The sequence below is a fragment of the Microbacterium aquimaris genome (assembly GCF_039531285.1).
Taxonomy (GTDB): Bacteria; Actinomycetota; Actinomycetes; order Actinomycetales; family Microbacteriaceae; genus Microbacterium; species Microbacterium aquimaris.
Genome location: NZ_BAAAPT010000002.1, coordinates 372,972 through 398,400, shown reverse-complemented (window position 1 = coordinate 398,400; position 25,429 = coordinate 372,972). Strand labels below are relative to the sequence as shown.

21 protein-coding genes, 3 tRNA genes, 1 other RNA gene and 1 pseudogene are annotated in these 25,429 nt (G+C 68.9%); 17 read left to right on the top strand and 9 right to left on the bottom strand.

The features are described 5' to 3' along the window. Nucleotides 1–36 precede the first annotated feature (36 nt). The 3 genes from ABD204_RS11425 (at nucleotide 37) to ABD204_RS11415 (ending at nucleotide 1,768) form a co-directional block, all read left to right on the top strand. A tRNA-Asn gene (locus ABD204_RS11425) sits at nucleotides 37–109 on the top strand. A 119-nt stretch (nucleotides 110–228) separates the two neighbouring features. Then, nucleotides 229–1,575, top strand: coding sequence for a ferredoxin reductase family protein (locus ABD204_RS11420; protein WP_194424751.1), 1,347 nt, complete (start codon nucleotides 229–231; stop codon nucleotides 1,573–1,575). A 10-nt stretch (nucleotides 1,576–1,585) separates the two neighbouring features. Further along, on the top strand, nucleotides 1,586–1,768 hold the full coding sequence (locus tag ABD204_RS11415; protein WP_194424752.1) for a hypothetical protein: 183 nt from the start codon (nucleotides 1,586–1,588) through the stop codon (nucleotides 1,766–1,768). A gap of 44 nt (nucleotides 1,769–1,812) precedes the next feature. On the opposite strand, the gene def is transcribed toward ABD204_RS11415, so the two are convergent. Further along, nucleotides 1,813–2,379: a peptide deformylase gene (def, locus tag ABD204_RS11410; RefSeq protein WP_194424753.1), complete on the bottom strand. Its 567-nt coding sequence runs from the start codon at nucleotides 2,377–2,379 to the stop codon at nucleotides 1,813–1,815. A 51-nt stretch (nucleotides 2,380–2,430) separates the two neighbouring features. Here def and ABD204_RS11405 point away from each other — a divergent pair, with 51 nt between their 5' ends. From ABD204_RS11405 to gnd, 4 genes are all read left to right on the top strand, one after another. Continuing rightward, nucleotides 2,431–3,504, top strand: a complete 1,074-nt coding sequence (locus ABD204_RS11405; RefSeq protein ID WP_194425024.1) for a DMT family transporter — start codon at nucleotides 2,431–2,433, stop codon at nucleotides 3,502–3,504. A 31-nt stretch (nucleotides 3,505–3,535) separates the two neighbouring features. Further along, nucleotides 3,536–3,609: transfer RNA gene (locus tag ABD204_RS11400), tRNA-Ile, on the top strand. Nucleotides 3,610–3,613: 4 nt separating this feature from the next. Beyond that, on the top strand, nucleotides 3,614–3,907 hold the full coding sequence (locus tag ABD204_RS11395; RefSeq protein WP_206697381.1) for a GNAT family N-acetyltransferase: 294 nt from the start codon (nucleotides 3,614–3,616) through the stop codon (nucleotides 3,905–3,907). 85 nt (nucleotides 3,908–3,992) lie between these two features. Then, a complete protein-coding gene (gene gnd / locus ABD204_RS11390; protein ID WP_194424755.1) occupies nucleotides 3,993–5,042 on the top strand; it encodes a phosphogluconate dehydrogenase (NAD(+)-dependent, decarboxylating) in 1,050 nt (349 codons plus the stop codon). A 4-nt stretch (nucleotides 5,043–5,046) separates the two neighbouring features. Here the strand turns inward: gnd and ABD204_RS11385 are convergent, their stop codons facing one another. Continuing rightward, nucleotides 5,047–7,041, bottom strand: a complete 1,995-nt coding sequence (locus ABD204_RS11385; protein WP_194424756.1) for a DUF262 domain-containing protein — start codon at nucleotides 7,039–7,041, stop codon at nucleotides 5,047–5,049. Nucleotides 7,042–7,192: 151 nt separating this feature from the next. On the opposite strand from ABD204_RS11385, the gene ABD204_RS11380 reads away from it, so the two are divergent. Together ABD204_RS11380 and ABD204_RS11375 are read left to right on the top strand one after the other, a co-directional pair. After that, a complete protein-coding gene (locus tag ABD204_RS11380; RefSeq protein ID WP_194424757.1) occupies nucleotides 7,193–7,966 on the top strand; it encodes a hypothetical protein in 774 nt (257 codons plus the stop codon). A gap of 178 nt (nucleotides 7,967–8,144) precedes the next feature. After that, entirely contained in the window at nucleotides 8,145–8,648 is a 504-nt protein-coding gene (locus tag ABD204_RS11375; RefSeq protein WP_194424758.1) for a DUF3145 domain-containing protein, read from the top strand. A gap of 161 nt (nucleotides 8,649–8,809) precedes the next feature. Here the strand turns inward: ABD204_RS11375 and ABD204_RS11370 are convergent, their stop codons facing one another. The 6 genes from ABD204_RS11370 to aceE form a co-directional block, all read right to left on the bottom strand. Further along, complete coding sequence (locus ABD204_RS11370; RefSeq protein ID WP_194424759.1) at nucleotides 8,810–10,048, bottom strand: beta-ketoacyl-[acyl-carrier-protein] synthase family protein; 1,239 nt, start codon at nucleotides 10,046–10,048, stop codon at nucleotides 8,810–8,812. A gap of 59 nt (nucleotides 10,049–10,107) precedes the next feature. Next, on the bottom strand, nucleotides 10,108–10,356 hold the full coding sequence (locus ABD204_RS11365) for an acyl carrier protein (protein ID WP_071043424.1): 249 nt from the start codon (nucleotides 10,354–10,356) through the stop codon (nucleotides 10,108–10,110). A 76-nt stretch (nucleotides 10,357–10,432) separates the two neighbouring features. Then, complete coding sequence (locus tag ABD204_RS11360) at nucleotides 10,433–11,434, bottom strand: beta-ketoacyl-ACP synthase III (protein ID WP_194424760.1); 1,002 nt, start codon at nucleotides 11,432–11,434, stop codon at nucleotides 10,433–10,435. Between the two features lie 14 nt (nucleotides 11,435–11,448). Then, nucleotides 11,449–12,357, bottom strand: a complete 909-nt coding sequence (locus ABD204_RS11355; RefSeq protein WP_194424761.1) for an ACP S-malonyltransferase — start codon at nucleotides 12,355–12,357, stop codon at nucleotides 11,449–11,451. A 115-nt stretch (nucleotides 12,358–12,472) separates the two neighbouring features. Then, nucleotides 12,473–13,687 carry a PucR family transcriptional regulator gene (locus ABD204_RS11350; protein ID WP_194424762.1) on the bottom strand — a complete coding sequence of 405 codons (1,215 nt, stop codon included), beginning with the start codon at nucleotides 13,685–13,687 and terminating at the stop codon, nucleotides 12,473–12,475. An 8-nt stretch (nucleotides 13,688–13,695) separates the two neighbouring features. Then, nucleotides 13,696–16,422 (bottom strand): pyruvate dehydrogenase (acetyl-transferring), homodimeric type, encoded by a 2,727-nt coding sequence (gene aceE, locus ABD204_RS11345; RefSeq protein WP_194424763.1) that lies wholly within the window; start codon nucleotides 16,420–16,422, stop codon nucleotides 13,696–13,698. Between the two features lie 186 nt (nucleotides 16,423–16,608). Between aceE and ABD204_RS11340 the strand changes: the two genes are divergently transcribed. From ABD204_RS11340 to rnpB, 5 genes and pseudogenes are all read left to right on the top strand, one after another. Continuing rightward, a tRNA-Val gene (locus tag ABD204_RS11340) sits at nucleotides 16,609–16,681 on the top strand. Nucleotides 16,682–16,714: 33 nt separating this feature from the next. Next, nucleotides 16,715–17,446, top strand: a complete 732-nt coding sequence (locus ABD204_RS11335; RefSeq protein WP_194424764.1) for a zinc ribbon domain-containing protein — start codon at nucleotides 16,715–16,717, stop codon at nucleotides 17,444–17,446. Further along, nucleotides 17,443–17,871, top strand: coding sequence for a reverse transcriptase-like protein (locus ABD204_RS11330; protein ID WP_194424765.1), 429 nt, complete (start codon nucleotides 17,443–17,445; stop codon nucleotides 17,869–17,871). Before ABD204_RS11335 ends, ABD204_RS11330 begins: the two co-directional genes overlap by 4 nt. Beyond that, nucleotides 17,825–19,569, top strand: a pseudogene (locus ABD204_RS14100) (bifunctional 3'-5' exonuclease/DNA polymerase). The gene ABD204_RS11330 and the pseudogene ABD204_RS14100 overlap by 47 nt, the downstream one beginning before the upstream one ends. A gap of 28 nt (nucleotides 19,570–19,597) precedes the next feature. Beyond that, nucleotides 19,598–19,954, top strand: an RNA gene (rnpB, locus tag ABD204_RS11315) — RNase P RNA component class A. Between the two features lie 4 nt (nucleotides 19,955–19,958). On the opposite strand, the gene ppgK is transcribed toward rnpB, so the two are convergent. Next, nucleotides 19,959–20,720 carry a polyphosphate--glucose phosphotransferase gene (gene ppgK / locus ABD204_RS11310; protein WP_194424766.1) on the bottom strand — a complete coding sequence of 254 codons (762 nt, stop codon included), beginning with the start codon at nucleotides 20,718–20,720 and terminating at the stop codon, nucleotides 19,959–19,961. An 88-nt stretch (nucleotides 20,721–20,808) separates the two neighbouring features. On the opposite strand from ppgK, the gene ABD204_RS11305 reads away from it, so the two are divergent. Genes ABD204_RS11305 through ABD204_RS11295 form a run of 3 tightly spaced genes read left to right on the top strand, consistent with a single transcriptional unit; the run spans nucleotide 20,809 to nucleotide 25,406 of the window. Then, nucleotides 20,809–21,027, top strand: coding sequence for an SPOR domain-containing protein (locus ABD204_RS11305; protein WP_194424767.1), 219 nt, complete (start codon nucleotides 20,809–20,811; stop codon nucleotides 21,025–21,027). Between the two features lie 40 nt (nucleotides 21,028–21,067). Next, nucleotides 21,068–22,405, top strand: a complete 1,338-nt coding sequence (glnA, locus tag ABD204_RS11300) for a type I glutamate--ammonia ligase (protein ID WP_194424768.1) — start codon at nucleotides 21,068–21,070, stop codon at nucleotides 22,403–22,405. Between the two features lie 10 nt (nucleotides 22,406–22,415). Beyond that, complete coding sequence (locus ABD204_RS11295) at nucleotides 22,416–25,406, top strand: bifunctional [glutamine synthetase] adenylyltransferase/[glutamine synthetase]-adenylyl-L-tyrosine phosphorylase (protein WP_194424769.1); 2,991 nt, start codon at nucleotides 22,416–22,418, stop codon at nucleotides 25,404–25,406. Nucleotides 25,407–25,429 lie beyond the last annotated feature (23 nt).

Below are 25,429 nucleotides of genomic sequence, written 5' to 3'. Positions count from 1 at the left end.
GTTAGGATCATCTGGTTGCCCGCTCAGCGGACATATTCCTCCATAGCTCAATTGGCAGAGCAATCGGCTGTTAACCGGTAGGTTCTTGGTTCGAGTCCAAGTGGGGGAGCAGGAGAAGTCCCGGAACGCGTCTCGCGGTCCGGGACTTCGTGTTCTGGTCACTGTTTTGGGGCAAAACCGAGGTAAACGATAAGATTTGTCCACATTGTTTCCCCGGAGGCCGCTCGAATGACCCCCCAGACCGACCGCGTTCCGTGGCGAACCGTGGGCTGGACGGTGGTGTACGCCCTGATCGCCCTCGCGCCGCTCATCCTGAGCCTCATCCAGCTCGACCCCGGCCGCGGTTTCTGGGTGAACCTCTCGGTGGCGGCCGGTTTCGTGGGCCTGGCGTTGATGGGGCTGCAGTTCGCCCTGGCGGCGCACACGGTGCGCACCGCGCGCGTGTTCGGCCTGGATCTGCTGCTGCGGTTCCACCGACAGGTGACCTGGCTCATCGCGGTCCTGATCTTCGCCCACCCGATCATCCTGTTCGTCTGGGACGCGCGGTTCCTGTCCCTGCTGGATGTCGCCCAGGCGCCGCTGCGTGCACGCTTCGCCGTGATCAGCGTCACGCTTCTGGGCCTCTTGATCGCCACGTCGATCTGGCGGCGGCGGCTGCGCATCCGCTACGCGGTATGGCAGGTGATGCACAGCGTGCTGGCCGCGCTCATCGTGATCACCGCTCTGGTGCATGTGTTGCTGATCGGCTACTACGTGCGCGAGCCATGGGAGCAGGCGCTGTGGATCGCGTACTCGCTGGCATTCGTGGCGATAGGGATGTGGGTCCGCGTGATCCGTCCGATCATCCGATGGCGGCGTCGGTGGCGGGTCGTCTCCGTCGACGGGGACGGGGCGGGCTCCTCGACGATCGAGCTCGAGCAGGTCGATCCTGCCGCGTTCGGCGCGCGAGGGTTCGCGTTCCAGGCCGGCCAGTACGCCTGGATCCACACCGGCGGTTCCCCGTTCGCGATGACGTACCATCCGTTCTCCTTCTCGTCGAGCGCCCAGCATCCCGAACGCGTGCGCTTCACGATCAAGCCGGAGCGCGGGTTCACCGCGACCGTCTCCGAGTTGGACCCGGGCGCCGTGGTGTACCTCGACGGGCCCTGGGGGCACATGACGATGGAACGCCATGAGTCCCACGGCTTCGTGTTCCTGGCCGCGGGTGTCGGAGTCACCCCGATGCTCAGCATGCTGGAGACCCTCGCCGATCGCGGCGACGACCGCCCGTGCCTGCTGGTCCTCGGCAACCGCAGCGAAGACCACATCATCGGACACGGTCAGATCCGGCGGCTTCAGGAACGCCTGCCCCACCTGCGGGTCGTGCATGTGATCAGCAGGCCCGGTGAGGACTGGGAGGGGGAGACCGGGCACATCCGGACGGAGCTGCTGGACCGGGTGCTCCCCGAGGACCGTACGAGCAGGCAGTACTTCCTCTGCGCGTCGGAGCCGGTCATGGACGCAGCCACTGCGGCCCTCGCCGAGCTCGGTGTGCCGGAGGCGCGCGTGAGCGCCGAACGATTCGCGATGGTGTGAGGGGACGACGATGACACCGAAGAAGACGAAGCTCGGCTTCCGAGAGCGTCGTGTCACCCGCGTCGTCTGGATCATCTCCGGCGTGCTCGTGGGTGCGTGCATCGGATGGAGCGTCCTCGTACAGGTGATCGTGCCCGACGCGTGCAGCTACGATCCGCCGCCGAGCAACGCGCAGTACCTGCACTGCGACTGAGCCACCTGCACGACGACTGAGCCGCCCGCGCGGGGGAGACCCCGTCAGCCTTCGAGGTGGTCCACGCCCGGTGTCCATGCGACGCCGGGCCGGCCCCATCCGCGCTTGCGTGCGATCTTCTGCACGGTCTTCCAGTCACCGTCGTCCAAGCGGTCGATGTAGAGGACGCCGTCGAGATGATCGAACTCGTGTTGCAGGATGCGCGCGCGCCAGCCGTCGACCTGGATCTGCACCGGCTTTCCCTCGAGGTCGGTGCCGTGCACGCGGACCTCGTCCGAGCGGCGGAGCGGGAATCGCTCGCCCGGGAAGGACAGGCATCCTTCGGACTCCTCGTCGGGATCCGGCGCCCCCGGTTCGGGGGGTCGCATCCACAGTTGCGGATTCAGGATCACACCTCGCCAGGGATTCCCGTCGTCATCCTCGTAGGTGTAGGTGAAGATGCGCAGCGGAACCCCGACCTGGGGCGCGGCGAGACCGACGCCCGGCGCGGCGTCCATGGTCTCGAACATGTCGTCGACGAGGGTGCGTATCTCCTCTGTCACGGACTCGACCGGGGAGGCGGGGCTGTGCAGGACGGGATCGCCCATGATGCGGATGGGAAGAACGGCCACGTCCGACAGCGTATCTTCCGGGCGGCCGGGTATCGTCGAAGCGTGATCGCGATGGATGTCGGCAGTGTCGAAGATGTCGGCGATCAGCTGGTCGGTGCGTTCCAGGACCCGGGTATCCTCATCGGGATCCCGCTCGCCCTCATCGGGGCCGTGTTCATGTCCTTCGGCGCCCAGTACCAGCACCGCGGCGTGATGAAAGTCGAGCGCCTCAGCGGTGCCGGGGGGAAAGGGCTGACCGCCGCCCAGTTCGGTCGCCTGCTCGCGCGTCCGTCCTGGGTCCTCGGCACGGTGATGCTGGGGCTGGCCATCGTCTGCCAGCTGTCGGCACTGTCTTTCGCGCCCCTCATCGTCGTCCAGCCGCTCGGCGCGATCGCGTTGGTGATCACGACGCTCCTGAACGCCAAGATCAGCGGGCACCGGCCGACCCGGCGGTCGGTGATCGCCATCGTGGCGTGCGTCGGAGGAATCTTCCTGTTCGTGACGATCGCCGCGCTCTTCGCGACCGAGTCGCCTCTCAGCGACGCGCAGCTGATCACCGTGCTGCTGATCCTGGCGGTGGTCGCCGTGCTGTTCACCGCGGTCTGGTTGTGGCGGCGACACCACGTCGGCGCCCTGTTCTACATCATGGCCGCCGGCATCCTGTACGGGTTCGTGGCGACGCTGGCGAAGGTCGTCCTGAGCCGGATCGAATCCGGGGACTTCGAGTGGCTCACCCTCACCTGCGTGGCCGCATTGCTGATCGTCACCGCGGTCGGCGCCTACTTCGTGCAGTCGGCGTACTCGTCCGGCCCGCCGGACCTGGTGATCGCCGGGCTGACCGTGATCGATCCGATCGTGGCGGTCGTGATCGGACTGACGGTCCTCGGTGAGGCCCAGAACGCCCCCCTGTGGGCCTATGTCGGCTTCGCCGTCGCCGGCGCGATCGCGGTGTGGGGCGTGCTGCAGTTGGCCCGTCACCATCCGCAGATCGTCTCGGACAGTCAGGGGTTGCCGATCGAGCGTGGCAGCGCGGGGGGTGGGCTGGACGGCCCCAATCCGCCGACGGGTTCGACCCGCCTCGGTGAGGCGGTCGCGAAGGTGTGGCCCGAGCCGCCGGTCCACGACCCGGACGACAAGGCCCGGTAGGCTCGGAGACGGTCGTCCTGAAGGACGATGCGGGGCGGTGGCCAAGCTGGTCAAGGCAGCGGGCTCATAACCCGACGATCGTGGGTTCAAGTCCCACCCGCCCTACCGGATGCGTGATCAGGCGAGTCCACCCGGCCCACCGCGGTGCATCGGGCGGACTGGCCGCACGCTCTCGTGCACGGCCCGCGGCGGCGGACTGGCCGCCGAGCTCATGCGACGCGCCATCGCCGAATCGACGCGTCGCCGGCCGGATCTGGAGATTCGCCTCGACGCTCAGGCGCGCCTCGCGTCCTGGTACGGCAGATTCGGTTTCGAGGTCGCCGGTGCGCCGTTCGAGGAGGACGGGATCCCGCACGTGCCGATGGCCCGGGCGCCGCACGCGCCGGCCCCTGACGCGGGGTGAACGGATCTGACCCGTCGGCTCTGCGCGCGTCTTCCCTCCCGGCCTCGAGCATCGATAGGGTCGCTGTGACCGGAAGGGGACGCAGATGCGGATGGCAATGGTCGGACTGGGGCGCATGGGCGCGAACATCGTGAGGCGCCTTCTGCGCGACGGGCACGAATGCGTCGTCTACGACGTCAATCCCGACGCCGTCGCGGCACTCGCGGCCGAGGGGGCGGTTCCGTCCACGGACATCGCGGACATGGCTTCACAGCTCGAAGGACCCCGCGTGGTGTGGCTGATGATCCCGGCCGGGTTGACCGGTACGGTCGTCTCCGAGGTCGCCGAGGTCCTCACGGCGGGGGACATCGTCATCGACGGTGGCAACTCGAACTACCGCGACGATGTCCGCCGCGCCGCGAGCCTACGCGAGCGGGGCATCCACTACGTCGATGCGGGAACCAGCGGCGGCGTGTTCGGGCTGGAACGCGGCTACTGCCTGATGGTCGGCGGTGCGGACGAGGCCGTCTCGACGATCGAGCCGATCCTGCGCACGATCGCGCCCGGCCCCGGGGACATCGAGCGGACGCCGGGGCGTGAGGGTGATTTCGCGCCCGAGGAGCTCGGCTATCTGCACTGCGGCCCCGCCGGTGCCGGGCACTTCGTCAAGATGGTGCACAACGGAATCGAATACGGCATCATGGCTTCGCTGGCGGAGGGGTTCAACATCCTCCACAACGCGGATGCGGGTCTGCGGGAGGCCGACCACTCGGCCGAGGTCGCGCCGCTGGAAGAGCCCGAGTTCTACCAGTTCGACATCGACGTCCCCAAGGTCGCCGAACTCTGGCGTCGCGGGTCGGTCATCTCGTCGTGGCTGCTGGATCTGACCGCCGCCGCGCTCGAGCAGAGCCCGACGCTGGAGGGGCTCGCCGGGCGCGTGTCGGACTCCGGGGAAGGGCGCTGGACGGTCAAGGCCGCCGTCGACGTCGGAGTGCCGGCGCCGGTCCTCGCCGCGTCGCTGTTCGAGAGGTTCGCGTCGCGGGACGAAGACCAGTACGCCAACCAACTGTTGTCCGCGATGCGTCTGCAGTTCGGCGGGCACCAGGAGCTGCCCACCGGTGACCGGCTCGAAGCCGGCTCGCGCAAAGCCGAGTGAGACCTCAGTCCGACCAGAGGTAGGAGTACTTCACGAACACCTCGGGGGCCAGCCCGGCTTCGAGCAGGACACCCTGGATCGCGGTGAGCATGTAGCTCGAGTCCCATCCCATGTAGAGGAAGTGGGAGTCGTCCAGGCTGTCCCACTGCCCGGTCCACGACATCGCGGGGTACACCGGCCCCCCGCGTCGTTCGCTGTAGCTCACGACCGATCCCCGTGAGTCGGCCCACAGCCGCTTGAAGACGCGATTGAAGAGGTACTTCACGTCGGGTACCTCCCAATGCTCGCCGACGTACTCGACGTACGCGAACTCCCGCTCCCACCCGCGGGGCCATCCGCGGCGGGGGACCGCGTCGAGGATGGGCGTGAGCCCGTCGTCGTCGATCACGAGGGGCCCCCGGCGCGGCCATGTCTCCATGAACGCCGCCGCCAGCCGGGCGGACCGTGCCGAGATGGTCGCGGTGTTCCAGACCCGCTCGTCGGCCAGCGGACGGGCCAGGGTGATCTCGCTGCGCCGGTACGCCTCGCGCTTGGCCGGGAACGAGGCCCCGAACGACGACATCGCGAGGTCCTCCTCCAGCAGGGTGAGGTTGCCGATCGTGCCCGCCAGCGCGCGGTGTGCGTTCTGCTGATCGTCGGTGAGATCCGCCCATGCCGTGATCCCGTCGCCGGTCCAGTCATCGGAGGGCGCCGCCGGGAGGATGTGGTCGACATCGAGCGTCTGGATGCCTGTCAGGCCGCTCAGACGGGCCAGGACGTACTCGGGGTGGGGTAGGTCGGTGAACTTCAGCGCCACGCGCACGCGATCATCCGACGGCGTCAGACGCGAGATGCTGAGGGCCAGCGCCTCCGGGCCGTCGTCGAGGGCGCGCAGCAGTCGGGCCACGAGCCGCTCGTTGCGGAGGGCGACGATCGTCCTGCGCAACTGCAGCGACTGCAACTGCTCGAGGACGGACACGATCGAGGACGTGTCCATCGCACCGGTGAGCCACTCGCGGTAAACCCGCATCACCAGGGGATACATGCCCCGTCCGAAGACGTTGAGCCAGCGCAGATGGCGGGCGATGTCGGGGTCGGTCGCCCGCGAGGGATCCAGGAGGGTGCCGTACACCTCCGCGTAGGCACGCCACCCCTCGGCGTGCGTGCGAAGCGTGGCCGGTTCGAGGCGCGGGAAGTTCTCCCGGAAGGCCTGGTACACGCCCCGACCGCGGGAGACCGCGACCTCGCGGCCGCTGATCATGACCAGGTAGTGGTTCCAGAAGTCGGCGATCCGTTCGCCGGTGTGGCGCTCGATCGGCAGCCAGTACTCGTCCTCGATCGCCGTCTGCTCGGCGTGCGAGAGCCCCATGAGCACGTAGTTGTGGATCAGCTCGTGGTCGCGTAGCGGCTCGCCCGTCGAATTGAGTGACTCGAAGATCTGCTGCGCGTTCGCACCGGGGCCCAGCGTGATCGCGACGTGCTCGAGCTTTTGAAGACCACGCCAGACGCGGGCGACGTCGTCGGGGCGCACCTGGCTGCGGAAGAAGGCGTAGTTGTCGTCGAACCGGGACCCCCGCGCCGCATCGCCCCGGGCGTCGCGCACGACGGCGTCGAACACGTCGGCCCACGCGCGATGCGGCCGCAGCTTCGTCTCGCCGCTCCCCGCGTGAATCAGGACGCGATCCAGCTCCTCGGCGAGTTCGGGGTCGTGCCCCTGGATGGTGTGGTGCAGTGCCGCGACCAAGAGCATGAGTGTGGTCACGCGCTGCTGGCCGTCGATGAGGACGAGTTCGGAACGGCCGGCGCGGCGATCTTCCGCACTCAGGATCGAGCCGATGAAGTGCATGTGGCGATCGTCGGAATCGGCGACGGCGCGCACATCGGACAGCAACTGCTCGCATCCGCCGATGTCCCACCGGTACTGCCGCTGGTAGACGGGGACGACGATGGTCGCGTCCGCGGCGGAGAGCCAGGCGATGGTGTTGACGGCATGGGCTTCGATGTTCGTGGCGGTGAGCATTGGTGCGATTCGCTCCGTTCGTGGCAGACCGCCGTCGAGTCTAGTGAACCGCTCCGAATCCCCGTGGCGTGTAATCCCCCCGGGGTAGGCTGGCCTAACTCGGGCCTGTAAAAACGCGCTGGCCCCGAACCGAAAGGTCATGATTCGCATCATGGGTTACATCAAGAGCGCTGCTCTCGAATCGACCGGCTTCGTCGTGCTCGACTCGTACGACAAGGAGATCGACCCCAAGGAGTGGCTCGAGATCGAGTACGTCGACTGGAAGTCCTCGGGTGACACCCGCTTCGCACCGCTGGCGTCGGCCAAGGGCGAGATCGAGTGCAACGGCTTCTGGAACCACGAGCCGCCGCGCACCGACAAGGACGGTGTGTGGATCGACGAGCAGACCGAGAAGGCGCCGACCCTCACCGCGCGTGCGAAGGAGCCCGGCGCGAACGTCGGGCGGTGCCGGATCATCGAGTTGCAGCCCAACTCCTACGCGGACTGCCTCTACAACCTCCACCAGGACGACAACAACCGGCTCAACCCCGACGGCACCGGTTGGGTCGTGCGCGGATTCTTCAACCTGACCGACGACAAGGACAGCTACTTCGTGCTGCGCGAGAACCGTAGCGATCCGAGCATCGAGTACCGTATCGCGCTGCCCGCCGGGGCACAGCTGATCGTCGACACGCAGCGCCTGTGGCACGCCGTGCACCACCAGGGTGACCAGCCGCGCTACTGCCTGATCACGTCGTGGGAGTCCGGTCCGGAGCTCGACGCCTACATCGAGAAGTACAACGGCAAGCCCACGACCGAGTACTACCCGGTCTCGGAGGAGATCCGCGAGGCCGGCCAGGCCGAGCAGGCCCGCCGCGACGCCGCGCGCGCGGCGTACTACGCCGCGAAGGGTCAGAAGGAGAGAATCGCGATGAGCGAGGCCTGACCCGCCACGATCCGCAGGCCCCCGACGCGTCTCGGGGGCCTGCGGCGTGTCGGGGTGGCACCCTTGTGATTCCCGTTCCGCCGGGTGATAATGGCGGCAGAAAACCGAACATGTCCGCCACGTTCTCCGTGGTGCCAGGTCGTAGGGGAAGACGCACCTGACAAGAAACGGAGACATCATGGCGACATCGCGTTCGCGCGGAGTGGTGTACGTCCACTCCGCGCCACGTGCGCTCTGCCCCCACCTCGAGTGGGCGGTCGGTCGCGCGCTCGGGCGAGCCGTCAATTTCGACTGGTCCGATCAGCCCGTGCAGCCCGGTACTCGGCGTGCGGAGTACTACTGGGAGGGCCCCGCCGGCACCGGAGCGGCCCTCGCGAGCGCCATCCGGGGGTGGGAGCACCTCCGCTTCGAGGTGACTGAGGATCCCTCCGCCGGTAACGACGGCGGACGGTGGCTGCATACGCCCGGACTGGGCATCCACTTCGCCCAGACCGACGCCGCGGGCAACATCGTCATCGGCGAAGACCGCCTGCGGTACGCCATGGATCTCGCGGGGGGCGACGCCCGCGAGATCCGACGAGAACTCGACCTCGCTCTGGGGGCCGCCTGGGACGAGGAACTTGAGCCGTTCCGTCACGCCGGTGATGACGCACACGTCGTCTGGCTCCACAAGGTGGGGTGAGGCGAGCGACAGGATCGACGAGGCGCCACTACCGAGACTCGGAGGAAGACTCCCGGGCAGCGGGAAAGCGAATCGTCGCCTTGCGCCCAGGGTGGGCCGCCGCGCATCCCACCCACGACGAAGCCCCCCGCATCCACGCGGGGGGCTTCATCTCGTACGGGTCAGGCCGATGCGAATGCGACGACGGCGTTGTGGCCGCCGAAGCCGAACGAATTGCTGATCGCGAGCTGGTCGCCCCCGCCGAGCTCGGTCTGCGATCCGGAGATGTTGAACGGCACCGCCTCGTCCTGCGTCGTGATGTTGATGGTCGGGGGAGCGAGCCGGTCCTGCAGGGCTTTGACGGTGAACATGGCTTCAAGAGCGCCTGTCCCGCCCAGGAGGTGACCGGTGCTCGCCTTGGTCGCCGACACGGGGATCTCGTCGATGCGCGTGCCGAAGACCGACTTCAGTGCGGTGTACTCGTTCGGGTCTCCGACCGGGGTCGAGGTCGCGTGGGCGTTGATGTGGGTCACGTCGTCCGGTGACGCGTCGGCCGCCGCGAGTGCCATCTCCACCGCCCGTTGGGCGCCGTGCCCCTCGGGGTCGTTGGCGGTGATGTGGTACGAGTCGGCGGTCACCCCACCCCCGACGACGTAGGCGTAGATCTTGGCGCCGCGCGCGCGGGCGTGCTCCTCGGACTCGAGGATGAGCACCGCAGCGCCTTCACCCATCACGAACCCGTCGCGGTCGACGCTGCAGGGCCGCGACGCGGTCGCGGGATCGTCGTTCCGTCGTGACAGGGCCTGCATCGAGGCGAAGGAGGCGATGGTGATCGGGTGGATGGCCGATTCGGTACCGCCTGCGATCACGACATCGGCGAGACCGGCTCGGATGTGCTCGGCCGCGTTGACGATCGACTCCGTGCTGGAGGCGCATGCGCTGGCGACGGTGCGCGCGAAGGCCCGTGCACCGAAGTGGAGGGAGAGGTTGCCGGCGGCGGCGTTGGGCATGAGCATCGGAACGGTCATCGGCATGACGCGCCGCGGGCCCTTCTCCCGCAACGTGTCCCACGCATCGAGGAGCGTCCAGACCCCGCCGATTCCCGTGGCGAAGTCGACGCCGAGGCGTTCCGCTTCGACGTCCGGGGTGCCGGCGTCTGCCCACGCCTCCATCGCCGCCACCATCGCGAACTGCGACGCGGGGTCGAGACGCTTGGCGATGGGACGCTCCAGAACCGTGTCGGGGCGCACCGCCGCCTGAGCGGCGAAGGTCACCGGGAGCTGGGTCTGCTCGACCCAGTCGTACTCGAGCGTGCGTGCGCCCGAGGCGCCGGCCAGCAGCGCGGACCAGCTCTCGGGGGCGGTGCCGCCGATCGGCGACGACGCGCCGATGCCGGTGACGACGATGCGTGACGTTGTCATGGGGAACGAGCTCCTCGTGAAAGAACGCTGGTGGGGGCGAATGCCCCCACCAGAAGGGGTTACGCCTGGTTGGACGTGATGTACGTGACGGCGTCGCCGACGGTCTTGAGGTTCTTGACCTCGTCGTCCGGGATCGTCACGCCGAACTTCTCCTCGGCGTTGACGACGATCGTCATCATCGAGATCGAGTCGATGTCGAGGTCGTCGGTGAACGACTTCTCCATCGCGACCTCGTCCGCCGAGATGCCGGTCTCGTCGGTGATCAGTTCGGCAAGTCCTGCGAGGACCTCGTCATTGGTCAGTGCCATGGTGTTCTCCTTGTTCATCGGGGATGCCGGCGCCGCGGGCGGGCCGTTGATCAGTCTAGGACGGAGGGGCCGGGCCTTACGGCAGCACGACCACCTGCGCGCCGAAGACCAGTCCTGCTCCGAACCCGATCTGCAGGGCGAGGCCGCCGCTGAGGTCGGGGTGCTCTTCGAGCAGACGGTGGGTGGCCAGCGGGATGGACGCGGCCGACGTGTTTCCGGTCGTGGCGATATCGCGACCGATCGCGACGGTCTCGGGCAGGCCGAGCTGCTTGGCGAACTCGTCGATGATCCTCATGTTCGCCTGATGAGGGACGAACGCGGCGAGGTCGGACGCCTGGACACCGGCCTCCTCCAGCGCCTGCCGCGCGACCTTCACCATTTCCCACACCGCCCAGCGGAAGACGGTGGGGCCCTCCTGCCGCAGCGTCGGCCAGGGGGCGACGCCGTCGCGGAACTCGGTGAGGGTGTGGTTCATCCCGACGGCGTCGGACTTCGAGCCGTCCGACCCCCACACCGTGGGACCGATGCCGGCCGTCTCGCTCGGCCCGACCACGACGGCGCCGGCGCCGTCGCCCAGCAGGAACGAGATGCTCCGGTCGGTGGGGTCGACGATATCGCTGAGTTTCTCGGTTCCGATCACCAGCGCATACTCGGCCGCGCCCGAGCGGATGAGGGCGTCGGCCTGCGCGACGCCGTAGGCGAAGCCCGCGCACGCGGCGTTCACGTCGTAGGCGGCGGCGGGGTTCGACCCCACGCGATCGGCGACGATCGCCGACACCGACGGTGTCTGCTTCGGGTTGCTGACGGTCGCCACGATGACCGCGCCGATACGGTCGGCGGCCACGCCCGAGCGCGCGATCGCTTCGTTCGCCGCGATGGTCGCCAGATCGATCGCCGAGGTCTCTGCGACCGCGCGCGTGCGGGTGACGATTCCGGTGCGCTGGCGGATCCACTCATCGCTCGAGTCGATCGGCCCGACGAGGTCGTCGTTGGGGACGACGTTCTCACCGCGCGCGGCGCCGTAGGAGTAGATGCGCGTGTATGCGGCGCCCTGGGACTGCCGAATGGTGGGGGTCATGGTTGGGGCTCCGCTCAGGAGGTCGATGGGCTCAGGAGGTCGCTCGCGGCGGCGAGGTCGTCGGGTGTCTTCACGGCCACCGCCGGGGTGCCGCGGAGGCCGCGCTTGGCCAAGCCCGTGAGCGTACCGGCGGGGGAGAGCTCGACCAGACCGGTCACGCCCGCGTCCGCGAACGAGGTCATGCACAGGTCCCAACGCACCGGCGAGGCGACCTGTGACACCAGCAGATCGACGAAGGCGCGCCCGGAGGTCACTTCGGAGCCGTCGCGGTTCGTCCAGAGGCGGGCGTAGGGGTCGGCTGTCGTCACCTCCGCGGCGGCCAGGCGGAGTTCGTCGACCGCGGGTGCCATCGCGTCGGTATGGAACGCCCCGGCGACCTGGAGCGGGATCACGCGCGTGCCGCGCACCGGGTCGGCGGCCAGAGCCTCGAGGGAGGGGAGCGCGCCTGCCGCGACGAGCTGACCGCCGCCGTTGTGGTTGGCCGCGGTCAGTCCGAGCTCGGACAGACGGGCCAGCACGGTGTCGGTGTCGCCTCCGAGCACGGCGCACATGCCGGTGGGCGACGCGGCCGCCGCGGCGGCCATCGCGCGCCCTCGGAGTCCGACCAGCCGGAGCGCGTCCTCTTCGGAGAGGACTCCGGCGGCGGCCGCCGCGGCGAACTCGCCGACCGAATGCCCGGCGACGCCGTCGACCGCGCCGTCGAGGGCGTTCCACGACAACAGACTCGCCGCGACGATCAGCGGCTGTGCGACCGCCGTGTCGCGGATGCGGTCCGCGTCCCACTCGGTCCCGGCCGCGACCAGGTCCACGCCCGCCCATTCCGAGTAGGCGGCGAGGCGGTCTGCGGCGCCGTCGAGTTCGAGCCACGGAGAGAGGAAACCGGGGGATTGTGAGCCTTGCCCGGGGAAGATCGCGATCAGCACCATCCCATCCTGCCAAGGATCAGCGCACACGATGTGTGGCATGCCGCACAACAGTGCCGCGATCGTTTGTCGCCTGGGCACATCCGGCCCGCTCGAGGTCGGCGATCACGTGGGGTCAGGACGCGCGACGCGGGGTGCCCCGGCGACGCGTCGCATCGGTTCCGATCGAGCCGAGGACCAGGGAGGTCTGCAGGATCAGCGCTTCGCGCGGGCCGGTCGCATCCCACCCGATCACTTCCGAGACGCGTTTCAAGCGATAGCGGACCGTGTTGGGATGCACGAACAGCTCACGGGCGGTCGCCTCGAGGGATCGGCCGTTGTCGAGGTAGCTCCACAGCGTCGTCACCAGATCGGTGCTGTGCGCCTGCAAGGGACGGTAGATACGTTCGACCAGCGTCTGCTTGGCCAGGGGGTCGCCTGCGAGTGCGCGCTCGGGCAGCAGATCGTCCGCCTCCACCGGGCGTGGCGCATGTCGCCAGGCCCGCGCGACGGCGAAGCCCGCCAGCGCCGCGCGAGCGCTCTGTCCGGCATCGACGAGGGCGGGGACGACCGGACCGAGGACGAGGTGTCCGGCACCGAAACCGGGCTCCAGGCGCTTGGCGATCTCGACGAACGCAAGCTCGCCTCCTCCTTCCTCGGTGCGCACGGGCTCTTCGGCACGCCCGATCACCAGCACGAGCCGGGAGCCCTGCACGCCGATGAGCACATCCACACCGAGCTTGCGCGCGGTCCGTCGCAGCTGGTCGACGTCGAACTGCGCCGGGGTGGTCCCGACCAACACCGCGACTTCGCCGTGACCGTGCCAGCCGAGGGCGGCGATGCGGCTGGGTAGCTCTTCGTCGGTCTCGCCGGTGAGGATGGAGTCGACCACGAGCGCCTCCAGGCGCGCGTCCCACAAACCACGCGCCTCGGCGGCACGCGCGTAGACGTCGGCGGCGGCGAAGGCGACCTCGCGCGAATACAGCAGGATCCCCTCGCGCAGGTCCTCGCCCTTGCCGGCCACCCGCTCTTCGGTGACCTCCACCGTCGCGCGGATCAGTTGCAGCGTCTGCTGCAGGCTGACGCTGCGCAACAGCTCGCGGGGGGCCGCGGCGAAGATGTCCGACGCGATCCACGGCGTCGAGCCGGGGTCGTCGTACCACTGGATGAACGAGGTGATGCCGGCCTGGGCGACCAGACCGACCGCCGACCGACGTGCCGGGGGCATCTCGGCGTACCAGGGCAGCGACTCTTCGAGACGCTGGATGGTGGCGGTGGCCAGGTCACCCGAGATGCGGCGTAGCCACGCCAGCGTCTCGTCCTTGTCCATCTGCGCGGGGCGGGGCGGCATCGCTCGGGTCAGCTCTCGCCGCCCGCGTTGCCGCTCGTGCCGGCGGTGACGTCGTGCAGACGGTACTTCTCGATGGCCTGGGCCGACAGCGACGCGTCGACCGCGCCGTCCGCCGCGAGCGCCTGGAGGGCGCGCACGACGATCGACGGGCCGTCGATCTTGAAGTACCGACGTGCCGCGGGTCGGGTGTCGGAGAATCCGAATCCATCGGCGCCCAGCGTGGCGAAGCGCTGCGGCACCCAGGGACGGATCTGGTCCTGGACCGCGTGCATGAAGTCGCTCACGGCCACGACCGGGCCCTCGGCATCGCGCAGCTTCTCGGTCACGTAGGCGGTGCGGGCCTCCTGGTCGGGGTGGAGGAAGTTGTGCTCGTCGGCGGCCAGCCCGTCGCGACGCAACTCGGTCCAGGAGGTGACCGACCACACGTCGGCCTGCACGCCCCAGTCCTCGCGCAGCAGTTGCTGGGCCTCGAGCGCCCACGGCACCCCGACGCCCGAGGCGAGCAGCTGCGTGCGGGGACCCTCGCCCTCTGCCGCGGCGATGCGGTGCATACCACGCACGATGCCGTCGACGTCGACATCCTCGGGCTCGGCCGGCTGTACCAGCGGCTCGTTGTACACGGTGAGGTAGTACATGACGTTGGGGTCGGGGTGGTTGCCGCCGTACATGCGCTCGATGCCCGCACGCACGATGTGGGCGATCTCATAGCCGTACGCGGGGTCGTAGGAGACCGTCGCCGGGTTCGTCGAGGCGAGCAGGTGCGAGTGGCCGTCGGCGTGCTGGAGTCCCTCGCCGGTCAGCGTCGTGCGGCCGGCGGTGGCGCCGATGATGAACCCGCGCGCCATCTGGTCCCCGGCAGCCCACTGTGCGTCGCCGGTGCGCTGGAACCCGAACATCGAGTAGAAGATGTAGACCGGGATCAGCGGCTCGCCGTGCGTGGAGTACGCCGTGCCGACCCCGGTGAACGCAGCCATCGCGCCGGCTTCATTGATGCCGACGTGCATGATCTGGCCCTGCGGGCTCTCCTTGTAGGCCAGGAGGAGCTCGCGGTCCACCGACGTGTAGTGCTGTCCGTTGGGGTTGTAGATCTTCGCCGTCGGGAAGAACGCGTCCATCCCGAAGGTGCGCGCCTCGTCGGGGATGATCGGCACGATGCGGTGTCCGAAGTCCTTCGCCCGCAGCAGATCCTTCAGCAACCGCACGAAGGCCATCGTCGTGGCGACCTCCTGCGTGCCCGACCCCTTCTTCGGGAGCGCGTAGGCCTTGTCGTCCGGAAGCTGGAGGCCGACGTGGTGGGTGCGTCGCTCGGGCAGGAAACCCCCCAGTGCACGACGACGCTCGAGCATGTACTCGATGGTCTCGTCCTGCTCCCCCGGGTGGAAGTACGGCGGGACGTAGGGGTTCTCCTCGAGCTGTGCGTCCGAGATCGGGATGTGCATCGCGTCGCGGAAGAGCTTGAGGTCGTCGAGGGTCATCTTCTTCATCTGGTGCGTCGCGTTGCGCCCTTCGAAGTGAGGACCGAGGCCGTAGCCCTTGATCGTCTTGGCGAGGATGACCGTCGGCTGGCCCTTGTGCTCGCGTGCCGCCTTGAAGGCCGCGTAGACCTTGCGGTAGTCGTGTCCGCCGCGCTTGAGGTTCCAGATCTGCTCGTCGGAGTAGTCCTTCACCAAGGCGGCGGTGCGCTCGTCGCGGCCGAAGAAGTGCTCGCGCACGAAGGCGCCGTTCTCGGTCTTGTAGGTCTGGTAGTCCCCGTCCGGGGTGACGTTCATGAGGTTGCGCAGCGCCCCGTCGGTGTCGCGGCCCAGCAACTCGTCCCACTCGCGGCCCCAGATGACCTTGATGACGTTCCAGCCGGCGCCCCGGAAGAAGCTCTCCAACTCCTGGATGATCTTGCCGTTTCCGCGGACGGGGCCGTCGAGACGCTGCAGGTTGCAGTTGACGATGAAGGTCAGGTTGTCCAGGCCCTCGTTGGCGGCGACCTGCAGCTGCCCGCGGCTTTCGACCTCGTCCATCTCGCCGTCACCGAGGAAAGCCCACACGTGGGAATCGGCGACGTCTTTGATGCCGCGGTTCGACAGATACTTGTTGGTCATCGCCTGGTAGACGGCGTTGATGGGCCCGAGGCCCATGGACACCGTCGGGAACTGCCAGAACTCCGGCATGAGGCGCGGGTGCGGGTACGACGGCAGCCCGTGCGGGGCGGCGGACTTCTCTTGACGGAATCCGTCCAGCTGGTCCTCGCTGAGGCGCCCTTCGAGATAGGCGCGGGCGTAGGTGCCGGGGGAGGCGTGGCCCTGGATGAAGATCTGGTCTCCGCCGGACGGGTCGTCCAGCCCCCGGAAGAAGTGGTTGAAGCCCACTTCGTACAGCGCGGCCGACGACGCGTAGGTCGAGATGTGGCCACCCACGCCGATCCCGGGACGCTGGGCGCGGTGGACGGTGATCGCCGCGTTCCAGCGGATCCAGGCGCGGTAGCGGCGCTCGAGCTCCTCGTCACCGGGGAACTCCGGCTCGGCGTCGGGCGCGATCGTGTTGATGTAGTCCGTGGTCGGCACCATCGGGACACCGAGGTGGAGCTCTTTGGACTCCTTGAGGAGGCTGAGCATGATCTCGCGTCCGCGTTCGTGGCCGCGGGCGTCGACGAGCTGCTGGAGGGACTGGCGCCACTCCGCGGTCTCGTCGGGATCGCTGTCGAGAGGGCCCTGGGAGTACGGATCCTGGTCGTGGACAGTCACGTGAGACCTTTCGTCGAATGGCAGATCATGCCAGGCAATCGGAGGGGCGCGATGCGGCGTTTGTCCGCAATGCACAAACACGCCGCCGCTCAGCCTACCGCCACCACGGCGGGGAGACATCGACGCACCGCGAGAACGCGACACCGACGCACGGCCGGGGCGCGGTCGTCTTAGACTTGCCGTCAGGGGCCTTTAGCTCAGCTGGTAGAGCGCCACGTTTACACCGTGGATGTCGTCGGTTCGATCCCGGCAGGGCCCACACCGTCGCATCCGCGTGAATTATGTTGGTCGGGTGAAGGCTTCTCCCCGCGACCAGCGCGCGCTCCTCGACCTGGCCGAGCTCGACTCCCGCATCCGACGCGCCGAGGCGGCACGTGCGAACCCGCCGCAGGCTGCGCGTGTGAAGGAGCTCCTCGCGGAGCGCCAGTCACTCACCCACGAGCTCACGGCGCTGCTGGGCACCCGTGATGATCTGCGGGCCGAGGTGGCGCGGATCGAGTCGGACGTCGCCGTCGTGGACGCGCGACGCGCCCGGGACACCGAGCGACTGGCCGCGACCGCCAACGTCAAGGAGGCGCAGGGGCTCGAGAGCGAGCTGGCCTCGCTCGCCCGGCGCAAGAGTGACCTCGAAGACGCCGAACTCGAACTGATGGAGCGGCTCGAGGCGGCGGATGCGGCGGTCGCGGCACAGGAGGACCTCGTCGCCCGGATCAATGCGGAGGGGGCCGAGCTCAGCGCGGCCGCCAAGGCGGCGGTGGCGGAGGCCGAGAGCGTGCTCGATGCGGCCTCACGCGATCGGGAGGCGGTCTCGGCCGGCATCGCGGAGGACCTCGTCGCGCTGTACGAAAAGCTCGCCCCCCGCAACGCGGGTGCGGGGCTGCTCACGCGGAACACCTGCGGGGGATGTCACATGGTCCTCTCCGGCACCGACCTGGGCGACCTGCGGCGCGCCGAGGAGGACGACGTCGTGATGTGCCCCGAGTGCGGTTGCGTCCTCGTGCGCACCGAGGAGTCCGGCCTGTGAGCACGATCATCGTCGAGGCCGACGGAGGTTCCCGAGGAAACCCCGGGACCGCCGGGGGCGGAGCAGTCGTCATCGACGCCGCGTCCGGGGCGATCGTCTGCGAGCTCGGCGTCTACGTCGGGGTCGCGACCAACAACGTCGCCGAGTACAACGGGATGATCGTCGGTGTGCAGGCGGCCCTCGAACGCGATCCTGATGCGCCGGTACACGTCAAGATGGATTCCAAGCTCGTGGTCGAGCAGATGACGGGTCGGTGGAAGATCAAGCACCCCGACATGCAGGTGCTCGCCCGACAGGCGCGCGAGCTGATCGGTTCGCGACGTGTCACGTTCGAGTGGGTGCCTCGGGCGGAGAACGCACGGGCGGACGCGGTGGCCAATGAGGCCATGGACCGCCGTGAGAGTTTCCGACGCGACCTCGGCTGAGCCGACGACGACGACGGTCTGGTCGGTCGTCGGAGACGACGATCGAGGTGTCGTCGTGGTCGATCTCGACGCCGACGGGCGGGAGCTGTCCCGGAGCGTCGTCGCGCCCGAGGAGTTCCCCTCCCATGTGAGGGAGCGCGAGCGGAGCGCCCCGACACGGTGGGTGTGGCACGATTCGTCACGCCGGTATCCGGCCCTGCTGGCCGCAGGCGTCCGCGTCGCCCGTTGTCATGACCTCCGACTGGTCCACCGGATCCTGCTCGGTCTCGAGGGCACCGATCCGACCGCTCGGCAGCGTGATGACGTGTGGGCGGGTGAGGGCGTTCCGGCCCCGGATGCAGGGCAGGCCCTGTTCGATCTGGTCGCCCCCACCGGGTCGACGGCGGCTATCGAGGAGACCCTGGCGGAGTTCGCCCGGCAGCGTGACGCCCTCGGCCGTGCGCGTGCCGGGCTGCACCTCCTGGTCGCCGCGGAGTCGGCCGGTGCCCTCCTCGCCGTCGAGATGCACACGGCGGGGCTGCCGTGGGACGCGCGGGCCCATGAAGAGGTCCTCGACGCGGAACTCGGCGCGCGGCCGACCGAGGGGCGCGTCCGGCGCGGCTGGAGGCGTTGGCGCGTCGCCTGCGGGAGGAACTGGATGATCCCGGCCTGAATCCGGACTCTCCGACCAAGCTCCTCCGAGCGCTGCACCGGCAAGGATTGCCGGTCGAGTCGACCGGGCGTGGCGAATTGGCCGCGGTGGACCACCCGGCGGTGACGACGCTGTTGGAGTACAAACGTCTCGCGCGACTGTGGACCGCGAACGGATGGGCATGGTTGGACGAGTGGGTCGCGGGTGGCCGGTTCCGTCCCGTGTACATCCCCGCCGGCGTGGTCACCGGACGCTGGGCTTCCGCCGGCGGTGGTGCCCTGCAGATCCCCCGAGGCCTGCGCGTGGCCGTGCGCGCCGATCCCGGGTGGCGGTTGGTGGTCGCAGACGTGGCCCAGCTGGAACCGCGGGTGCTGTGTGCGATGGCGCAGGACACGGCCTTGGCAGAGGCGGCGCGCGGGCGCGACCTCTACGAGGGGATCGTCGCCGACGGGGCGGTCACCTCCCGTGAGGATGCCAAGCTCGCCCTTCTCGGTGCGATGTATGGGGCGACCACGGGGGAGAGCGGACGGCTCATGCCGCGCCTGCGACGTACGTATCCCCGCGCAATGGGGCTGGTGGACGCCGCGGCGCGCCGGGGCGAGGACGGTGAGGCGGTCTCGACGCTGCTCGGACGGACCAGTTCCGTCCCCGACGGGACGTGGCTGCGGACGCAGGCCCGGGCCACTGAGGCCGACGCGGCGGCGTCGGAGATCGCGCGTGCCCGACGTGAGGCGCGTGACCGCGGACGCTTCACGCGGAACTTCGTCGTCCAGGGCACGGCAGCGGAGTGGGCGCTGACGTGGCTGGCCGACCTGCGTGGGCGTTTGGCCCGGATGCCCGCCGCGCGCGTGGACGCGACCCGGTCCGGGCCCGTCTTCTCCCGACACTCGCACATCGCGTTCTTCCTGCACGACGAGGTGATCGTCCACTGCCCCGAGGAACAGGTCGGGGAGGTGTCTGCGGCGGTGCGCGCCGCCGCAGATGCGGCGGGGCGTCTGCTGTTCGGGGACTTCCCGGTCGATTTCCCCCTCGATGCGCGCGTCGCGGACTCCGCGGCGAAGGCGTGAGCGCGCGGGATAGGATCGTGGATGCGAATGGGTCGGCTGGACGGTCGCGTTGCGCATGTCGCACCGAGGAACGTCCGGGCTCCACAGGGCAGGGCGGTGGGTAACACCCACCCGGAGTGATCCGCGAGAAAGTGCCACAGAGAGCAGACCGCCGGGCGATGCCCGGTAAGGGTGAAAGGGCGGTGTAAGAGACCACCGGGGTCGTGGTGACACGACCCGCACGGCAAACCTCGCCCGGAGCAAGGCCAGACAGGGGATGATGACGCGGCCCGCCGAGTCCCCGGGTAGGCCGCTGGAGCGTCACGGTGACGTGACGCCGAGAGAGATGACCGTCGAAGGGGCGTCAGCCCCGGAACAGAACCCGGCGTACAGGCCGGCCCATTCGCCTCTCAGTCCACCGCGAGCGAGGCGGCGCCGATGATGCCCGCATTGTTGCGGTGGACGGCCGGCACGATCGGTGTCCGGATGTCCAGCAGGGGCAGGAAGTGGTCGGCGTGCTTGGACACGCCGCCGCCGACGACGAACAGGTCGGGGCTGAAGAGGAACTCGATGTGGCTGTAGTACCACTGCAGGCGCGAGGCCCACTTCTTCCACGACAGCTCGTCGCGCTCCATCGCGGAATACGCCGCGTAGGCTTCCGCATCCTTGCCGTGGTTGGCCCGGTGCACGTGCCCGAGCTCGCTGTTCGGGATGAGCGTGCCGTCGTAGATCATGGCCGATCCGATCCCGGTGCCCAGCGTCGTGAGGATCGTCAGTCCGCCGACTCCCTTGGCCGCGCCGTACCGGACCTCGGCCACACCGGCGACGTCTGCGTCATTTGCGAAGTGGATGTCTCGCCCGAGGCCGTTCTCGAAGAAGGTCTCCGCCTCGAACCCGATCCACTCGTCGGAGACGTTCGCGGCCGACAGCGTCCGCCCGGCTTTCACGATGGCCGGAAAGGCCACGCCGAGCGGCAGTGCTTCGTCGGTCACACCCAGCTTGTCGAGCACGACGGTGACGGCCTCGAGCACGTCTTGGGGCTTGGCGCCCTTCGGGGTGGACACCTTCATGCGGTCGCTGATGAGCTCACCGCGCTCCAGATCGACGATGCCGCCCTTGATTCCCGTACCGCCGATGTCGACGCCGACCGCCCGCGTGCTCTTCGCTGCCATGCTTTCACCCTATCCAGCGCGGCGGGGTGGATCAGTAGGATCGAGCGCAGGGCGTCATATCGACGCACGCGAACCGGAGGAGGCGGCGATGTCGGGCAGCGAAGAGAAGTTCTGGTACAACCTTTCGACCGGGCAGGTCGAGAAAGGGCATGTGTCGCCGGCGATCGACCGCGCCGGACCCTTCGACACCGCGGAAGAGGCCGCGCGGGCACCCGAGTTGCTCAAGGAACGCTCCCGTGCGTGGGCCGACGACGACGCGCGGGACGACGGGTGGGGTGTGGGCGGATCCGCTTCCGACGACAAGTAGTCTGGCAGTCAGCCGACCGACCTTCATTGGAGGGAATGTGATGGACAAGCAGCGCGACTTCGTTCTGCGCACGATCGAGGAGCGCGGCGTCAAGTTCGTCCGACTCTGGTTCACCGATGTGATCGGCACCCTCAAGTCGGTGGCGATCGCGCCGGCGGAGGTGGAGGGCGCCTTCAACGAGGGGCTCGGCTTCGACGGTTCGGCCATCGAGGGGCTGACCCGCACGTACGAGTCGGACCTGCTCGCACACCCCGACCCGACCACGTTCCAGACGCTGCCGTGGCGTGGCGAAATCGACCCGACGGGGCGGATGTTCTGTGACATCACCACCCCTGACGGGCAGCCCGCGGTGGCCGATCCGCGCTACGTGCTCAAGCGGTCCCTCGCGAAGGCCGCCGATGCGGGGTTCACCTTCTACACGCACCCGGAGATCGAGTTCTACCTGCTGAAGTCCTCGCGCTTCGGCGCGGAGGGCCCCGAGCCGGTCGATTCGGCCGGCTACTTCGACAACGTCCCCGGGGGAACGGCCCACGACTTCCGTCGGCGGTCGGTGCGGATGCTCGAAGACCTCGGGATCTCCGTGGAGTTCAGCCACCACGAGGGCGGTCCCGGGCAGAACGAGATCGACCTGCGATACGCGGATGCCTTGACGACAGCCGACAACATCATGACCTTCCGGACGGTCATCAAGGAGGTGGCGATCGAACAGGGCGTCTACGCGACGTTCATGCCCAAGCCCCTCGGTGGCCGACCCGGGAGCGGCATGCACACACACATGTCGCTGTTCGAGGGGGACACCAACGCCTTCTACGAGGAGGGCGGGCAGTACCAGCTCTCGAAGGTCGGACGGCAGTTCATCGCGGGGCTCCTGCGTCACGCGAACGAGATCTCCGCCGTGACCAACCAGTTCGTCAACTCCTACAAGCGGCTGTGGGGTGGCGACGAGGCGCCCAGCTTCATCTGCTGGGGCCACAACAACCGTTCCGCGCTCGTGCGTGTGCCGATGTACAAGCCGAACAAGGGCCAGTCGTCGCGCGTGGAGTACCGCGGGATCGACTCGGCGGCGAATCCGTACCTCGCCTACGCACTGATGCTGGCGGCGGGACTCAAGGGGATCGAGGAGGGTTACGAGTTGCCCGCCGAGGCCGAGGACAACGTGTGGTCGCTCAGCGACTCCGAACGTCGCGCCCTCGGATATGCGCCGCTTCCCACCAGTCTCGACCACGCGCTGGAGTACATGGAGGAATCCGAACTGGTCGCCGAGACGCTGGGCGAGCAGGTCTTCAACTACGTGCTGCTGAACAAGCGCCGCGAATGGCAGGAGTACCGCTCGCAGGTGACGCCGTACGAGCTGAAGAGCAACCTCGAGATGCTCTGACACCGGCTCCATGGCCAGCGACCGCTCCTCGACGCTGACGGGGCTCGCCCGCGTCGGCTTCCGTCGGCTCACCGAAGCCGACGCGGACCTCAACGAACTCGCCGACCTCATCGGTGTCGCCTGGGGGGACCTGCGCGACGCCGCGTCCGACGCGGCCGATCCCGACGCGGCCGTCTCGGGAATCCTGTTCATCGCCCGCCGCGACGCCGATGCGGTGCGTTCCCTCGCGTCCTCGGAGACGGGCTGGCGCGCCCTGTGGGCGCTGTTGGGCGCCTCGACCGGGTTCGCGGAGTTCTTCCTCCGGCACCCCGAGGAGTTGCGGGAGCTTGTGGACGCCGGAACCCGGCTCCCCACCGATGTCGAGATGCTCGACGAACTCCTGGACGCCGTGGGCGCGCGCGACGGGTTCGCCGAAGACGGCAGTGAGCGCGCGTGGGTGGCCCTGCGGGTGCGCTATCGACGTATGCTCGCCCGGATCGCCGCTTTCGACCTGCTCAGCGCGTCGCCGGTGGACCAGGTGCCCTTCGTCGCCGGACGCCTCGCCGACGCCGCGGCGGCGGCGTTGGAGGCATCCCTGTGCGTCGCGCGCACCCGGGTCTCCTCGACGGGTGCGGCCTTCCCCCGCGAGCAGGTGGCGGCCACCCGCCTGGCGGTGATCGGCATGGGCAAGACCGGCGCGCGCGAGCTCAACTACGTCAGCGACGTCGATGTCATCTTCGTCGGAGACGGCGAGCCGTGGCTGCGCGACGAGGTGGGTGAGAGCCGGGTCATCGACATCGCGACGCGGCTGGCGGTGCAGATGATGCGCGGGCTGTCGGAAATGGAGATCGAGCCCCCGCTGTGGGAGGTCGACGCGAACCTCCGCCCGGAGGGCAAGCAGGGCGCTCTGGTGCGCACCCTCGAGTCCCATCTGTCCTACTACGACCGCTGGGCCAAGAGTTGGGAGTTCCAAGCGCTTCTGAAGGCGCGGGCGATCGCCGGGGACGTCGAGCTCGGAGAGTCCTACGTCAACGCCGTGGGCCCGAAGATCTGGACCAGTGCCGCCCGCGAGAACTTCGTGGACAGCGTGCAGCGCATGCGTGAACGCGTCACCGATCACATCCCGCCCGAAGAGGTCGCACGCCAGATCAAGCTCGGCCCCGGCGGCATCCGCGACATCGAGTTCACCGTACAGCTGCTGCAGCTGGTCCACGGCCTGTCCGACCACGGCATCCGGCAGCGGAGCACGCTGGCGGCCCTGGACGCTCTCGTGGCCGAGGGGTACATCGGCCGGGCCGAGGCGGCCGCGTTCTCCCGCGACTATCGCATGCTCCGCCTCCTCGAGCACCGCGTACAACTGCGTCACCTGCGGCGGACCCACCTCATGCCCGACGAGCCCGATGCGCTGAGCGCCCTGGCCCGTGCCACCGACCTCGGTGACACCGCCGACGCCGTGGTCACGATGTGGGAGTCGGTCAAACGCGAAGTGCGCGACATCCATGTCCGGCTGTTCTATCGTCCGCTGCTGTCAGCGGTCGCCGCTCTTCCCGAGGGGGAGCGCTCCTTGTCCGCCGAGCAGGCCAAAGACCGCCTGGCGGCGATCGGCTTCCGCGATCCCGGAGGCGCACTCCGACACATCGGCGCGCTCACGTCGGGGCTCAGTCGCAAGTCCCAGATCCAGCGTCACCTCATGCCGGTGATGCTGCGGTGGTTCGCCGACGGGGTCGATCCCGACTACGGTCTGATCGCGTTCCGCCGACTCAGTGAACGGCTGGGCGATTCGCCGTGGTTCCTGCGGATGCTCCGCGACTCCTCCGGCGCCGCAGAGGACCTCACGCGGGTGCTCTCGGGGTCGCGGTACGTCGGAGAGCTCATGGAGTGGATCCCTGAGTCCGCCGCGTGGCTCGACGACCAGCAGCGGTTGCGTCCCCGATCCGGTGTCGCGTTGCAGGAGGAAGCCCGGGCCATCCAGACCCGGCACGACAACGTCGAAGACGCCATGCACTCGGTGCGCGCGCTGCGCCGCCGGGAGATGCTCCGCACGGCGATGGGGGGCATTCTCGGTGTCCTCACGATCGAGGAGATCGCCGACACGCTCACGACCATCAGCGAGGTCACCATCCAGGCCACCCTGCGCGCGGTCCGCCGCGAAGTGGTGCCTGAACAGGACCAAGCCCTCGACTTCTCCGTCATCGCGATGGGGCGGTTCGGCGGCCGGGAACTCGGGTTCGGATCCGACGCCGACGTGATGTACGTCTACCGACCGAACGGCGTCGAGCCGCAACGCGCGCATGAACTGGCACAGGCGTTGGTCAAGGGGCTGCGGCGCCATTCGGAAGACCATCGGCTTCCGTTGGATCTGGACGCGGACCTGCGGCCCGAGGGACGCAACGGGCCGATGGTGCGGTCCTTGGATTCCTACGCGGCGTACTACCGGCGGTGGTCGTTGTCCTGGGAGGCCCAAGCGCTCCTCCGGGCGCGGGGCATCGCCGGCAGCGTCAAGCTCATCCGCGCCTTCACGGAACTGGCCGACGAGGTGCGCTACCCCGTTGACGCGGATCCGCAGGGGCTACGCGAGATCAAGCGCATCAAGGCCCGCGTCGAAAATGAGCGGCTGCCGCAGGGGACGGACCCCGCACGGCACCTGAAGCTGGGACCCGGAGGGTTGAGCGACGTCGAATGGCTCGTGCAGCTGCTCCAGCTGCAGCACGCGCACGCGGTCCCCGGAATGCGGACGACCTCGACCCTGGGTGCGCTCGAGGCGGCTCGGGACGCGGGCCTGGTGGGCGCGTCGTCGACGGACCGTCTCGCGGCCGCTTGGCGGTTGGCCAGCCGTCTGCGATCGGCCAATACGCTCCTGTCCGGGCAGACCAGCGACGTGCTTCCCACCGACCGTGTGAAGCTCGACGGGATCGGGCGGCTCCTGGAGATGCCTCCCCACAGTGCGAGCGTCGTCGAGGAGGAGTGGGTGCGCACCGCTCGACGTGCCCGCCGTACCTTCGACAAGCTCTTCTACGGCTGATCGAGGGCGCACGCCATCAGACT

Coding starts and splice junctions, on each gene's coding strand:
- ABD204_RS11420 (WP_194424751.1), top strand. CDS start 229: ATGACCCCCCAGACCGACCGCGTTCCGTGGCGAACCGTGGGCTGGACG.
- ABD204_RS11415 (WP_194424752.1), top strand. CDS start 1,586: ATGACACCGAAGAAGACGAAGCTCGGCTTCCGAGAGCGTCGTGTCACC.
- ABD204_RS11405 (WP_194425024.1), top strand. CDS start 2,431: ATGGATGTCGGCAGTGTCGAAGATGTCGGCGATCAGCTGGTCGGTGCG.
- ABD204_RS11395 (WP_206697381.1), top strand. CDS start 3,614: ATGCGTGATCAGGCGAGTCCACCCGGCCCACCGCGGTGCATCGGGCGG.
- gnd (WP_194424755.1), top strand. CDS start 3,993: ATGCGGATGGCAATGGTCGGACTGGGGCGCATGGGCGCGAACATCGTG.
- ABD204_RS11385 (WP_194424756.1), bottom strand. CDS start 7,041: ATGCTCACCGCCACGAACATCGAAGCCCATGCCGTCAACACCATCGCC.
- ABD204_RS11380 (WP_194424757.1), top strand. CDS start 7,193: ATGGGTTACATCAAGAGCGCTGCTCTCGAATCGACCGGCTTCGTCGTG.
- ABD204_RS11375 (WP_194424758.1), top strand. CDS start 8,145: ATGGCGACATCGCGTTCGCGCGGAGTGGTGTACGTCCACTCCGCGCCA.
- ABD204_RS11370 (WP_194424759.1), bottom strand. CDS start 10,048: ATGACAACGTCACGCATCGTCGTCACCGGCATCGGCGCGTCGTCGCCG.
- ABD204_RS11365 (WP_071043424.1), bottom strand. CDS start 10,356: ATGGCACTGACCAATGACGAGGTCCTCGCAGGACTTGCCGAACTGATC.
- ABD204_RS11360 (WP_194424760.1), bottom strand. CDS start 11,434: ATGACCCCCACCATTCGGCAGTCCCAGGGCGCCGCATACACGCGCATC.
- ABD204_RS11350 (WP_194424762.1), bottom strand. CDS start 13,687: ATGCCGCCCCGCCCCGCGCAGATGGACAAGGACGAGACGCTGGCGTGG.
- ppgK (WP_194424766.1), bottom strand. CDS start 20,720: ATGGCAGCGAAGAGCACGCGGGCGGTCGGCGTCGACATCGGCGGTACG.
- ABD204_RS11305 (WP_194424767.1), top strand. CDS start 20,809: ATGTCGGGCAGCGAAGAGAAGTTCTGGTACAACCTTTCGACCGGGCAG.
- glnA (WP_194424768.1), top strand. CDS start 21,068: ATGGACAAGCAGCGCGACTTCGTTCTGCGCACGATCGAGGAGCGCGGC.
- ABD204_RS11295 (WP_194424769.1), top strand. CDS start 22,416: ATGGCCAGCGACCGCTCCTCGACGCTGACGGGGCTCGCCCGCGTCGGC.